The 12618-nt window shown below is 53.6% G+C and carries 12 protein-coding genes; 5 read left to right on the top strand and 7 right to left on the bottom strand.

The window, feature by feature from the left end; all coding sequences use genetic code 11:
* Positions 1-110: 110 nt before the first annotated feature.
* Positions 111-1280 (bottom strand): aspartate--tRNA(Asn) ligase, encoded by a 1170-nt coding sequence (gene aspS, locus OK142_RS21530; protein WP_498685072.1) that lies wholly within the window; start codon positions 1278-1280, stop codon positions 111-113.
* Between the two features lie 657 nt (positions 1281-1937).
* Here aspS and OK142_RS21535 point away from each other — a divergent pair.
* On the top strand, positions 1938-2531 hold the full coding sequence (locus OK142_RS21535; RefSeq protein ID WP_498685075.1) for a hypothetical protein: 594 nt from the start codon (positions 1938-1940) through the stop codon (positions 2529-2531).
* A 255-nt stretch (positions 2532-2786) separates the two neighbouring features.
* On the opposite strand, the gene OK142_RS21540 is transcribed toward OK142_RS21535, so the two are convergent.
* Positions 2787-3542, bottom strand: a complete 756-nt coding sequence (locus OK142_RS21540) for an alpha/beta hydrolase family protein (RefSeq protein WP_498685077.1) — start codon at positions 3540-3542, stop codon at positions 2787-2789.
* A gap of 84 nt (positions 3543-3626) precedes the next feature.
* The gene (locus OK142_RS21545; protein WP_111799694.1) at positions 3627-3983 is read right to left on the bottom strand and encodes a cupin domain-containing protein; all 357 of its coding nucleotides are present in this window, start codon (positions 3981-3983) and stop codon (positions 3627-3629) included.
* A 436-nt stretch (positions 3984-4419) separates the two neighbouring features.
* Between OK142_RS21545 and OK142_RS21550 the strand changes: the two genes are divergently transcribed.
* A complete protein-coding gene (locus OK142_RS21550) occupies positions 4420-5436 on the top strand; it encodes a hypothetical protein (RefSeq protein WP_498685078.1) in 1017 nt (338 codons plus the stop codon).
* Positions 5437-5524: 88 nt separating this feature from the next.
* Here the strand turns inward: OK142_RS21550 and OK142_RS21555 are convergent, their stop codons facing one another.
* From OK142_RS21555 to OK142_RS21570, 4 genes are all read right to left on the bottom strand, one after another.
* A complete protein-coding gene (locus tag OK142_RS21555; protein ID WP_111785342.1) occupies positions 5525-6088 on the bottom strand; it encodes a chloramphenicol phosphotransferase CPT family protein in 564 nt (187 codons plus the stop codon).
* 117 nt (positions 6089-6205) lie between these two features.
* Positions 6206-6850 (bottom strand): HAD family hydrolase, encoded by a 645-nt coding sequence (locus OK142_RS21560; RefSeq protein ID WP_498685080.1) that lies wholly within the window; start codon positions 6848-6850, stop codon positions 6206-6208.
* Positions 6851-6959: 109 nt separating this feature from the next.
* Positions 6960-7424 (bottom strand): GNAT family N-acetyltransferase, encoded by a 465-nt coding sequence (locus OK142_RS21565; protein ID WP_498685083.1) that lies wholly within the window; start codon positions 7422-7424, stop codon positions 6960-6962.
* A gap of 145 nt (positions 7425-7569) precedes the next feature.
* Entirely contained in the window at positions 7570-8577 is a 1008-nt protein-coding gene (locus OK142_RS21570) for a serine hydrolase domain-containing protein (protein ID WP_498685085.1), read from the bottom strand.
* A gap of 318 nt (positions 8578-8895) precedes the next feature.
* On the opposite strand from OK142_RS21570, the gene OK142_RS21575 reads away from it, so the two are divergent.
* From OK142_RS21575 to OK142_RS21585, 3 genes are all read left to right on the top strand, one after another.
* A complete protein-coding gene (locus tag OK142_RS21575) occupies positions 8896-9636 on the top strand; it encodes a carbon-nitrogen hydrolase family protein (RefSeq protein WP_498685087.1) in 741 nt (246 codons plus the stop codon).
* Positions 9637-10363: 727 nt separating this feature from the next.
* Positions 10364-11467: a DUF262 domain-containing protein gene (locus OK142_RS21580; RefSeq protein WP_230059024.1), complete on the top strand. Its 1104-nt coding sequence runs from the start codon at positions 10364-10366 to the stop codon at positions 11465-11467.
* A complete protein-coding gene (locus tag OK142_RS21585) occupies positions 11464-12618 on the top strand; it encodes an AAA family ATPase (RefSeq protein ID WP_498685088.1) in 1155 nt (384 codons plus the stop codon). The genes OK142_RS21580 and OK142_RS21585 overlap by 4 nt, the downstream gene beginning before the upstream one ends.

Here is a 12618-nt window from a genome sequence, read left to right on the forward strand (position 1 = left end):
GCATCCGAACAAAAAGCCTCCGATGAAACCGGAGGCTGTTGTAACCCCATTGCAAATGGGGGTCCCGTTTGGACGCCGATCACCCCATGTGCGGGGTCCTTATTCCATGCCTAATCACAGTCCAGCTTCAATCCGCGTTGCTCTGCCTGCGCAACAAGGCGGTCGTGGCGATGTTCCCGTTGCGCACCGGTCGTGATTTCGAGGCCACGCCAGAGGAGATCGAAACCCTTCGTAATGTCAGGGCAACCCTCATGGCGCATATGATAGAAGGCCCGGCCGCTCGCCGGGTAGTGAGTTATAAACAAGAACTCATGCCCCGTTTGTGCGCCAATATGTTCGCAGAGGATTCGCTCACCTTCAGCATCAAGGTCGTCCTGTCGCGTCAGCACGTGACCGAGCTGGCTGAGGATTTCGCGGGCTTCGGCAAAAGTCACCTGTGGAAACGGTAATGTAGGTGGAATTACCTTCACGCCGAAATGAGCCTCGATCTCAGGGCCATGAATCTCCGCGACCACCCTGATGGAATGGGCGAGCCAGCGTTGTTCAAAGTCCATCAGTTCATGGTGGTCTTTAATCCAGCTGATCTCCATGTCGATGGAGGTGAACTCGGTTTCGTGCCGCGAAGTGAAGGAGGGCTCAGCACGGAAGACCGGGCCGATCTCAAATACCTTCTCCATGCCGCCGGCGATAGCCAGTTGCTTGTAGAATTGCGGCGACTGCGCGAGGAAGGCCGTGGTGTCGAAGTATTTGACGGAGAAAACTTCAGCTCCCGACTCGCTTGCAGTCCCCATCAGCTTGGGCGAGTGAATCTCACGGAAACCGTACTGCTTCCAGAACTCTCGCATCGCCTCTTCCAAGGTCGTCTGTACAGCAAAGACCAGTTGTTGCTCCGGATAGCGCAAACTTACCTGCCGGTGGTCCAGCCATTTTTCGAGGCCGGAATCGCGCGCTATGGGTATAAGGCTGTCGGCCAGCCCGCACACCTCAGCGCCGTCGAGTATGACTTCCAGGCCACCGAGTTTTACTGCCGGGGCAGCAACGACCGTGCCGGTGGCCATGAGTGCACTTTCGGGTGTCAGAGTATCGAGTGCTGAGGCGAGAGCTTTATTGTCCTTGTTCTGAGTAAGCTGAACCTTGCCTGTTCCATCACGCAGGATGATGAAACGCATGTGTTTTTGATCGCGAATGGTGTCGACGAATCCATGCAGCTTGACACTCTGCCCGATGCTAAGGGGCAATTCCGAAATCGGGCGATCGTACGAAAGGAAGGGATGAGACATGACTTTCTCCAGGAAAAACCGATACGGAGAAGCCAAACCTACAGCCCTTCCGAAACCGGCAGGGCTGTGGTGATCAATGAGCTACGCTAAATCGCGCACACACCATCCACGACCCCGGAGGGGTCGTTATTATTGACGGTCATGTTGGGTCGCGTGCTCATGCGTCGATTTAGCCGCAATGACAGACCTTTGTAAACCGTCAATCGTAAATCACGATACTGCCTTGTGTGATGAACTATCTGCCGCGCTGATCGCCAGCGTTTTGGCGATTGCGAACGATATCCGGATTCGGCGCTGAGCGGCAGAGGCCTCTTGGCCCGAAGCGGTTTTTGCGGCTCGGCAATAGATGCCGCCGCCGCTCCTTCGCACGAATGGGAGCTACGGCACGATCGAGCTCTTCGTTTGTTCGGTGCACAGGCCGCTTTGTTTTTGGCTGGCTAGAATGCCTTTGTTCCAAGGACAGCGTGCATGCAGTATGGCGGTGTCCATAACCAAATCTCCGCCACGCCACCGTCTCGTCGCCACATGGCTCCAGCCGGCCTATCTCATCATGCGTCGACATTGGACCGAAGCCGTGAGGGGATCACAAAAAAAGCTCGAATGACGATTTTTGCGCGTTATGGTAGCGGTATGCGATGCAGGTTAGGGAGGTCGGCTATGCTGAGAAGTTTATTTCTGTTGGCTGGTATAGTTTCGGCTGTTCCAGCGTTTGGACATTGCTTGACCCCAAAGGAAACCAAACAGGGCGTGCTCCTCACCAGAGAGCAACCGTTCTTCTCCGTCTTCTACAAACCGACGCAGTCAGGGTTAACCGAGCAGCGCCTGATGGCACGGCACGCTTCACTAGAGCCAATATCGGCGGAATATCTGCACCCCTTGCTCGTCACCAAACGGATCAGCGCGAAGGGCTTGCAAGAAGTGACCTACTCGGACGCGACGACGCTCGACGATTTGCCATTAAAGGGAAATTGGCGATCCGGTACAACTCTGTTCGTAAATGGTCAGAAAAAGGTTGCGGGCACGACCACCATCACCTTCGAAAAATGGGCCGAGGAAACAATTGGATTCTGCTCTTATCCGGTTTGGGTGGTGAAAAGCCGCGTGGAGCTGCAAGGACTGTCTCCGATAATCTTTGAACAATATTACTCTGCCAACCTGAACCTCGTGCTTCGCTCGATCAGACTCGACCCGTCGGGACATCCCATTAGTGAAGTCCGATTTGACCGGTTTCAGATTGGTTGGAGCAACTGACAACTGGTGGCCACAGGACAGGACTGCTTCGCCGGATATCTGAGACATTCTCCTACCCAATCTTGTCGGTTTGGGATTATCACCAAAGCCTGCTTTCTGCACAACGGTGGTGCCTGCTTCGACGCGTTGGCCCAACGTGCTCGACTACCGTTACGGCCGCAGACGGGGTTGCCGCAGTCGACCTTGCGACGACTCGTGCTGGCGCATTTTCCGGAAGCGGTCGATCTTCCGCTGCCAGCCTATTGGGGACTACAATCAATGAACAGTTGCCACCGTGGCGAACACGCGCGTAAGGAATTCGCGGAGGATGGGAGTGACCTGCTCGCGGGGAAGGCGATGGCCGCCGTCAAGCGCATGAAACCGTACAGGGACCCCTGCACGCTCAAGAGCCTCGGAGAATCGCTGAGCCTGATCGACCGATGCACGATCATCATATTTGCCGTGGAGAAGTAGGGTTTCTGATCGGATGCTATGAGCATGATAGAGCGCAGAGCGATCCAGAAACGCCTCGTCTGAGAGGCCTGCTTCGATCTGGATGGCTTGTTGCACGCCTCGCGAACTGTTCTTGAACGCTTCTCTCAAGTCGTAGACGCCCCCAGTCAGGATGATCGCTTTAAGATCGTGCACCTTCGTCGCTGCCATAGCGGAGGCGACAGCCCCGCGACTATTTCCATACAGGACGATACGCTCTGGATCGACCGATGGCTGCCGCTTCAGGAAATCCAACGCCGCGACAATCGCTTTCTGTGTCGACGGTCCGCAGAAATCCGCTGGTCCGTCCGATGCACCGAAGCCAGGTTGCGATACGGCGGCCGCTGTTATACCGAGGCGAGAGGAAAACCTGACAAGCGATCCATCATCGACCGCCTCTTGCCCACCTAAAAGAAGTCCTCCTTGATTGCCGTGAACGAACAAAATTGCTCCGCTCTGTCGATCTGACCCACGCGCCTGGAATAGCTGGACTTGAGCGCCATCGCCCCGATCTATCGTGTGTTCTGTCACCTCAGACATGGCAGTCGTCCCGTTGCAACTGCTGGTGAGGATACGGTGGCAAGCCCCTCTGTCAATGTCTCCTCTTGGCTCAAAGCAGACCTGTTAGATGCGCGGCTTGGGACCTGGTTCACGATCTGAGTCACCCGAATTTGGTTCGCCTTTCGGTTCGATCAGGAGCACTTTGACTTCATTTCTGGCCCGAGGACGATGCACAACACCTTTAGGAACGATAAACAATTCGCCAGCTTTGACGGTGCGAGGCGGCTCTCCTTCAATATCCATTTCCATTTCACCCTTGAGGACGTAGAAGAAGTCATCAGTCGTGTCATGCTTGTGGAAAGGATATTCACCAATAAACCGGACAACCATCACGTCATTTTCGTTGTAGTCCGCGATGACGTGAGGGTCCCAGTGGCTCGAAAACTGGTTGAGTTTCTCAGCGAGATTGATTGATTTCATCAGTGATTCCTCATTGTTCGACCGCGAAGAAGCGAAATTACGGCAGCCGCAAAATTGTTGTGACACAGCAGATGACGCCGCGTCTTGAACGATCGTGCACGGGTGACCTGGTCCGCTCTGCCTTGGCAAGTTATCCAGCGGGTCGAAGCCTTCCTTTCAAGCGAAACATACGCCTGATGCGGCTGACACAGCTACGGTCCGCTTGCTGCCCTAAGCCGACATCGGGGACCGATAGCCGCTAGGCCGCTACGCGCGCCCATGTCGGGCATTGAGCTGGTGGCGGGAGGATTCCAAAAGCCGTTACATAGCGATCAGGACAACCGGCTGGTATGTGTGCCTTCCTTTGGTCGTTGAGACAAACTTTGAGTTTGCCCGGAAGAGGACCTATTAATGGGCCGAACGCGGCGTCCACTCCAAACAAAGTAAAGTAGATTTCATGACCGATTACGATCCAGAGGCAGTGTTTCAAGGTCATAGGGATCGGTTCATAAAAGTCCTGGAGCCGGTGTTCCTGCCAGACGATCCGGTCAGCAACGACATCATCCGCTATTTTGCATCTTTGCTCCGCGTCATTGGCATGGAAGACAAGGGATGGGACCCTTACGCAGAAAGCCGTAAGATACTTAATGATATCAACCGGCTGATGAAGCTGGAGCTTCCCGAGGATCGTTTCCCTGACGGCTGGACCTCGTGGCGACTTGGCTTGCTCATATACAGCCACATTGTCGAAATGGACGCACCATACGAAGTGATCACCAATCTGCTGCGCTTCCGTCTAGGAAAGGGCTACAGCCCCAATCCGTATTTCGATCTTCTCACGGAAAGAGAGAAGAAGAACTTTGCCAAGAACGGAATCCGGACAGGGCGAAAGATCGAAGTGATAAAGTCGCTGTCTAAAGAGTGCGGGCTATCGGTCGGTGAACTTTACGACGAGTTCTACAACAGCCGTTTAAGGAACGCAGTCCAGCATTCAGATTTCATCCTCACGGCAGACGATTTTCGATCTCGAAGCGGGATAAGTGGCGGGAAAGCATTTAAACTAACCTACGATGAATTGGATACGCTAATAACGAAAGCGAAAGCGTTCATCGCCGCCTTCTTCCAGCTTGAATTTGATGCGCGCGCAGTGTGGGGGGCGAAAAAGGGTCAGGCGATACCCTATGACCCTCACTATAAGGGGCTAATGGAAGTGCTGGTAGATGACCGTGATCTCATGTGCGGGTTCGCGGTCCACTGGCCAAACAACATCCAGTCCATGTATCGCCGTACAGAAGCGGGGGCGGAATTGGTCAACTGCATGGTGAACGTGGAGCAGGCCACCGTGGATTTGTGGGTAGACCTTTATGCTCGGAAACCTGGAGCGTTCAGCCCGTTGGTCGAGGAAGGAGCTGAGCCAGTCTATACCCCGCTAGACAACTCCGACGTACGTCCATTATGGCCCGCGACGATGTAGCATCCGAAATGCTTCAGTGTTTGGCGGGATAGCGCCGCACCAGCCTCCAACCTCAAAGCAGTTCATGTCTCCTTTGGGCGCATCTACGTCACAACGGCAGCCGGCCTAAGGGGACTTCGGGGCTCGCGAAATTTGACGAGCGATCGCTTTTTCTCCAGGCGACGAGCAGCCTCTCGACATTTGCATCAGCGCCGTCCTCGGACTGTAGTTCAATGTCATACCGCTTGCCAAAATGAATCGTCTCAAAATCCTTCTTGGCGCTACCCACCGGTCTGTTACCTCTCGCGGCTTCACGCTTGACCAGAATTTCGAGCGGACAATGTACGGCGGCGAAGAAGACATCGTGCTCCGCCAAAAGATCAACGAGTTCTTCCAGCCATCCCTCGGTATCGAGAATGTGTTCAAGGATCAGATGGTTACCCGCATCGGCATATGCCCGCAGCGATCCATGGAACCCGTGGAAAAAGGCCATGCGAGCGTCAGTCCAGCGAAAATCACCACTCTTGAAGCGTTCGGTCGGAAGCACGCCAGCGTCGCGCAGATGATCGATCGATACGTGCCAGAAAGGTTTCTCGATGCGTTTCTGCAATGCCCTCGCAATGGTTGACTTGCCGCTGCTCGACGCGCCATGAAGAAAAATAACGTGTGCCATCCTTTCGTCTCCCGGTTTCCAGGCCGCAATTAATGCAGGCATATGACACATCAATGACCGCTGATGGCGCTTTCGCGTCACGACGGCAGTCGGGCTCTAAGCGGTCATCAGAGCACCTCATGCGAGGATGCTTGAGACGACCCTGTCGATATTCGCGTCGGGCCAATGCTCAGCGTGGCTTAGCCCAGGCGGCAGATCGTACCCGACGAAATAGCTTTTGGACGCCAGGTTGAGGGGGATATCGCCCCAAGAATCACCTGTGGCCGCGAGCGCATTCGGGCCGAGGTTCAGTTCAGATAAAAGAGCCTCGAGATAGCTCGCTTTGTCCTCAGGCCAAAAATGCTGGACCGTGTCGTCGCCCTGCCATCCGGTACCAACAGCGTAATCCGCCTCCAGTTCGGCAGCGAGCCAATCGACCGCGAATGCCCAAGTTATGGAAACGAGAGCTGTTTTGATCCCAGCCTTCTTCAGACGGGCAAATCCGTCTTTCACGCCGGGCGCGAGCCGCAGCTCCATCAGATGCCTGGTCAGATTCGACTTACCGAAAGGCAGATACCATTGAAGCATTGTATCGCGACCAGCGATAATCTCCTCGCGAGATCGCAGCAGTTCGAACGCGTCCATCTCGTTTGAGCGACCGATATTCCGAGCGATACATCCGCAGATGTTTTCGCCGCGCAGCAGTGTGCCATCGACATCAAAGGCGGCTAATCTGATACCGGTAATTGTCGGACCCCTCTCGATGCTCGAACTATCGCTCATGGTAAGCAGAGACCCGGTTTAACGCAACGACCGCTTTTGGCGCTATCCTTCCAAGGCGACTGTTGGCGTAATCCGTCGAATCGGCCTTTGGTCCAAACCAGACAAACAGCTATGTTTTGGAAGAGAAGCGGAACACCAATTCGCTTCCCAAATCGACCCTCTCGATCTCCGAAATGTCCGAGGCAGCCAACATTCGCTCCCAAAATGCGTTGCCGGGTTCGTTGTTCGACATGACGCTAAGCTCCCAGATACCGGAGCGGCCATCGAGGAGGCAGGAGAATGCCTGTCGCCCGATTCCGGCACTCCGGAACAAGGGCAGCACATAAAACTCGGCGATTGCAAAGTCGGTGCCTTTTCCCGAGGGCGACCAAGTGTTCACCAGAGCGAACCCAACGGTATCTCCGTCTTTGACAATTAGGTAGGGCCAACGGTCGTCGTCGGTCCAGTAACAGTCAAAGTAAGGGTATTCGAGGTCGACATCCCCGTACTGACTTAACTCTACCAGATAACCAGAAAGCATATCCCGTAGTTCAGATTTCTTTGCCTCGCTGGCCGCTATAAGTGTGATCGTCATGATTCCCTGGCTCTTCGCGGTCATAGCGACCTGGTCTGGAGATAGCGGAGGCGGAGTGGTGTTCGGACAATCTGCTTCTGAGCCAGAAACATCACGAAGCCGGCGGCATCAATCGAGCTATATTTGCTGTGCAGTACCATACTCTTCACGGTGAAGCGGAAGCGATCTCTTTTAGGAGTTCAATGAACGCGCTGGTGCGAACCCCCTTCGGGTTCTGTTGTAAATCTACAGTCTGCACCACCACTAGACGCTTTGACGGCATGACAGCGATAATCTGCCCGCCGTACCCGGAGGCGTAGAACGCGTTCTGACCCCAAGTATCTTCTGGAAGCGTCCACCACATGTAGCCGTAACCCTGCCGTATCCGCTTTGCCCACGAATAGGCAGTCGTCGATTCCCTGACCCACACCGCTGGGATGATCTGCTTGATGCCCCACTTTCCGTCATTAAGGAAAAGCTGGCCAAACCGGGCTGCATCGCGGGCGCTGAGCTGGATTGGATAGGCGGGATGCTCGGACAGCTTTTCGAGATCGTATCGGCCATCCTTGATCGAGAAATCCTCCATTCCGATCGGTCGAGCAATCCGCTTCTCGAATCCCGCGAAGATGTCCTCGCCAGTCTGGTGTCGATAGATAGTCCCCAGAACGTTAAAGTCCCAATTGTTATAGAACCAGAACGACCCGGGCGGGTGACTTCCGCGCGCCGGCCGCTTGCGCTTTATGTCGGCGGTCTCGTGAGCGGCTGGATGATAGATACCCGACCGCGACATGAGCAGATCACGAACCGTCGCGGTTTTCTCCTCAGCCGAAAGGCTGGGAGTATTGTCATCAATGCCAAGTCCGGAAAGATGGGCTGAAAGTTTGATCCGCCCCTCGGCAACCGCAATGCCGTAAAGAGCGCTGAGCAGGCTCTTGCGAACGGATGCCATATTCACTTTGCGAGAGGTGTCACCCCAACGAGCGATCACCCGTCCATCCTGGATGATCATTACTGCGGTAGATTTGAGAGATTCCGACTGCAGACGTGCCGCCTCGAGCCGCTCCGTGGACCAGCCGGCGGTCCTCTGATCGATGTCCTCCCATGTCTGGGCGCGGGCTGTACCCCCAATGAAAATCGCAAGAAAAAAAAGGAATGCGAATCGTCGAATGAACATAACGTCTCCCTCTCCGACGAAGGAATGAACATCCAATAATGGCGGCTTTCCGGCACATCAATACGGGCGATAACCATCGGCGCGATTTCCGCGCAATCCACGAAATTGGACAGGCAGGCCACCATAGCTTGACAACAACGCAGGGGACTTCCGGGCGCAGCAGAAGTGTTGCTTGAACGGCTTGCTACGATCAGGCCAGACGCCGGTTGTATTTCGAACCAAAGCGCTGTGGAGGAGTCGAGTCGAAATCGGTTGTAGTATGTCCTCTTTGGCTAGATCGTTGTTGGGTCGCCAGTATAAATCGCAAAGGAAGGCCTCATGAAGACTGTACGTGTCGCAGCCGCCCAGACGTTCGAATATCGGGAAGATATCGATACCGCTGTGACATGTGCGGTTGATCTCGCCAAGCGTGCCGAAGTCGAGGGCGCTCGTTTGCTTTGCTTCCCAGAAGGGTTTCTCCAAGGGTATCTGACCGATGAGGTTTCAGCGCGACGCATTGCACTGGACCTTTCCTCACCCGATTTTGGGGCGATATTGAACAGATTTCCGAAAACCGGGCCGATGATTGTCATGGGAATGATCGAGATGGAACACGCGCGACTGTTCAATGCCGCTCTGGTGCTGGAGCGCGGTGTCGTCGTAGGCCGTTATCGGAAAGCGCATCTCCTCGGAGGAGAACATGCGTTCGACGCCGGAAATGCTACCCCTGTTTTCGAGGTTGATGGCCTGCGGTTTGGAATCAACATCTGCTACGACACGAACTTTCCTGAGGCTGCACGAAAGGTTCCTGATCTTGGAGCAAGTGTGATTTTCTGCCCCGCGAACAACATGATGCCGAGGCAAAAAGCGGAAGCTTTCAAGGGTTTGCACAACTCCGCGCGAGGTGACCGATGCCGAGAGACGGGTCTGTGGCTCGTGTCCGCAGATGTGACAGGTGAGCGTAACGGGCGCGTTGCCTGGGGGCCAACTGCTGTCCTGAACCCTGAAGGCCAGGTCGTGGCGCAGCTTCCCCATGGCGAACCTGGATTGCTTTTGTTCGATATCCCTTGCGGCGATTGACGGTTCAATATCCGCTTCTGTTTCCACTCCTGGGATCGTCTACCATCTTCTCGCGATAGATTTCGCCCTCTCTTGCTTTGGCGCGCCAAGGCCGCGCCTTTTGCTGCCATAGCTTTACCAGCAGCATATCGTAGCCAATCAAATTCTTCATTGTGATACAAGCGTAGTGGATCGGCGCTATGTCCGTAATGGGCCAAGAAGCGTCTGCCGCTTAGCGCCCATTGCGGTCATGGGGCATCAAGGACTTCGGTCAACCTGGTAAGCAGATTTTCGACTTCATCGCGATTCGCTCCCATTCGAGTTTCGAACTCTGGCAGGGAAAGACCATTGCAAACTTCATTCAAGGCTTGGTGTAAAATTTTTGCTTCTGATCGTGAGAACGCTATGTGTATCGGTTGACTATGTGACTCCATCGGGTTTCCCTGCGTTGGATTAAGGCGATTATCGTCCGCCGGCCTTGTCTCACACTTTTTTGGAAGTCTGCATAGGGCGAATGGCCGACATGGGTGGGCGGCGTCTTTGCGCCACAAGCGGACGTTGCCAAGCGGTGCCGCAATAACTGGCTTATCACACCATCAATTCAGCTCAGCGCTTTGAGGTGACTGGGACTTTGTTTGACGCGATGCCCGCCACCCTAATGACAGCATTGCGCTACGCCTGTATGTAGGGACTCGCAATTGCGAACTTGAGCGAGAAGACTCCGCGAAAGTAGTCACTTAGGGGCTGAATGGCCAAGGCAAAAATGGCGATTGATGAAGAAGAACTTGAGGGCTTAGACAACGGTTCGTCTGATCGTCAACGGCTCGACTACCCGCTCGATGATGTGATGGTACGAAGTGAAACTCGTACCGTTGCTGAAATCATAAGGCGTATCGAAAATGGTCGATACGTCATGGACCCTGACTTTCAGCGTGATTTTGTATGGCCGCCTGACAAGCAATCAAAGCTGATAGAGAGTTGCGTAATGCGCATCCCGCTCCCGGTCTTCTACGTAGCAGAAGGGGAAGACGGGAGGGTAACAGTCGTTGATGGCTTGCAGCGGTTATCAACGTTCCGCGCATTTATCGCCAATAAATTGGCTCTTAAAGGGTTAGGTGAAGAACATCCTCTTGAGGGACTGCGATACGACGACTTGCCTATCAATCTGCGAGAGCGCATCGAAGATACGCAGCTCACGCTTTACATCCTTGACAAGAACGCTCCCGAAGCGGCTCGCTTGGACATATTTGAGCGGGTAAACAGCGGGGTCCCCCTAACAAGGCAACAAATGCGGAACGCGCTGTATAATGGTCAGGCAACCCAATGGATAGCTAACCGCTCGAGAAAAAATCCTTTCATGCGCGTAACCGGAGGCTCACTTTCCGCTACGACAATGAGGGATCGAGAAGCGATTAACCGCTTTTGCGCTTTCTCACTTATAGGGCATTCCAAATACACTGGCGACATGGATGAATTTTTGGCAAACGTCCTTCGCCTGATGAATAAATTGGATGAAGCCGCGCTCGAACAACTTCGGATCGACTTTACCAGGTCAATGAATCGAAATGAGAAACTGTTTCAGAAACATGCTTTTCGTAAATCGCTTATTTACAGTGCATCGGCTAACCGCAGTGTTCTAAACATAGCACTTTTTGATGTGATGTCCGTTGTTCTTGCCCGGGTCGATGAAGAGCAATTCGAGAGCCAGCAGCGCTATATCAAAGATGTGATAATCGAGCTTCTGAATAATGAAGAATTTTCCAACTATATAACGTATTCAACTAATAGCAAATTTCAAGTTCAGGGAAGATTTCGATTGGCGGAGGAGGCCCTCGAGGTATATCTACCATGATTACAGAATTATCCTTGCGAAATTTTAAGTGCTTTTCGGATTTCAGATTTCAACTCACCGCCTTGACTGCCCTGACCGGCTACAACTCTTCAGGTAAGTCCACTTCGATACAAGGGCTTTTGCTTATTTCGCAAGCTTTGCGAGCCCAGAGCAATCTGAACACTATCGCACTAAATGGAGACTTGCTTCGGATCGGCTCATTTGTTGACCTTCTAAAAGCGAATTCAAAAGAGCTGGTTGAAATTGGTATCGCCAATCAAGGAGGGGGAGAGGCTCGTTGGACATTAGGCCAAAGCACTAAATTAGATAGGCGATTTCTCGATGTAAGAAACCTGATGGTGCGTCAGCATGGTGGCAAACTCAGCCTCGAACGTCAGCCTAGAGTTTTGCCAGCAGCGGGGCGGGCGCGGGAACTGATGGAAGAAATTCAAGACGTCATTTACATCAGTGCTGTTCGCAAAATTGAAGATGCGGCCTTTTCACCGCCTGAAGATACGAAGTTAATTCAAGGCAACGTGGGTACGAGTGGGGAATATGCACCGTGGTGGCTTGCTCGGATGGCTGACGAAATATCCGAACCGGCTCGCCGAAACTCCAATGAAAAAGGCATAACGATTAGGTCGCAGGTAACCGCATGGCTTGACTACTTGTTCCCCGGCGCGGCAGTGACTGCTGAAACGTTAGTCCCTACTTCACTCACAGCTTTATCATTTGCGGTGGGTAGTTCTAATGTCTGGCTACGCCCATCCAACGTTGGTTTCGGCCTCACATACTCCCTACCTATTCTAGTTGCATTGCTCTGTGCCAAACCCGGCCAATTGATTGTGATTGACAGCCCCGAGGCTCATCTACATCCGCGTGCTCAATCGCTTTTCGGCAAGTTGCTCGCTCGTTTTGCAAACGCTGGGGTCCGAATTATTGTTGAGACACACAGCGATCATGTTCTTGCGGGGATGCGAGTGGCGGTAAAGAGCGGTGAGATAAGCGCAAGCGATCTGAGCGTGTATTTTTTTGGCAACCCCGATTCTGACGCTAGCTCGACTAGCGTGTCTCTAATAAAGGTCGACAAAAACGGGATGATCGAAAGTTGGCCGAAAGGGTTCTTTGATCAAAGTGAACAGGATTTGGCCACCTTGAGCGGCTGGAACTAA

This window comes from Agrobacterium sp. BT-220-3 (genome assembly GCF_025910175.1).
Lineage (GTDB): Bacteria > Pseudomonadota > Alphaproteobacteria > Rhizobiales > Rhizobiaceae > Agrobacterium > Agrobacterium oryzihabitans.

Coding starts and splice junctions, on each gene's coding strand:
- aspS (WP_498685072.1), bottom strand. CDS start 1,280: ATGTCTCATCCCTTCCTTTCGTACGATCGCCCGATTTCGGAATTGCCC.
- OK142_RS21535 (WP_498685075.1), top strand. CDS start 1,938: ATGCTGAGAAGTTTATTTCTGTTGGCTGGTATAGTTTCGGCTGTTCCA.
- OK142_RS21540 (WP_498685077.1), bottom strand. CDS start 3,542: ATGTCTGAGGTGACAGAACACACGATAGATCGGGGCGATGGCGCTCAA.
- OK142_RS21545 (WP_111799694.1), bottom strand. CDS start 3,983: ATGAAATCAATCAATCTCGCTGAGAAACTCAACCAGTTTTCGAGCCAC.
- OK142_RS21550 (WP_498685078.1), top strand. CDS start 4,420: ATGACCGATTACGATCCAGAGGCAGTGTTTCAAGGTCATAGGGATCGG.
- OK142_RS21555 (WP_111785342.1), bottom strand. CDS start 6,088: ATGGCACACGTTATTTTTCTTCATGGCGCGTCGAGCAGCGGCAAGTCA.
- OK142_RS21560 (WP_498685080.1), bottom strand. CDS start 6,850: ATGAGCGATAGTTCGAGCATCGAGAGGGGTCCGACAATTACCGGTATC.
- OK142_RS21565 (WP_498685083.1), bottom strand. CDS start 7,424: ATGACGATCACACTTATAGCGGCCAGCGAGGCAAAGAAATCTGAACTA.
- OK142_RS21570 (WP_498685085.1), bottom strand. CDS start 8,577: ATGTTCATTCGACGATTCGCATTCCTTTTTTTTCTTGCGATTTTCATT.
- OK142_RS21575 (WP_498685087.1), top strand. CDS start 8,896: ATGAAGACTGTACGTGTCGCAGCCGCCCAGACGTTCGAATATCGGGAA.
- OK142_RS21580 (WP_230059024.1), top strand. CDS start 10,364: ATGGCCAAGGCAAAAATGGCGATTGATGAAGAAGAACTTGAGGGCTTA.
- OK142_RS21585 (WP_498685088.1), top strand. CDS start 11,464: ATGATTACAGAATTATCCTTGCGAAATTTTAAGTGCTTTTCGGATTTC.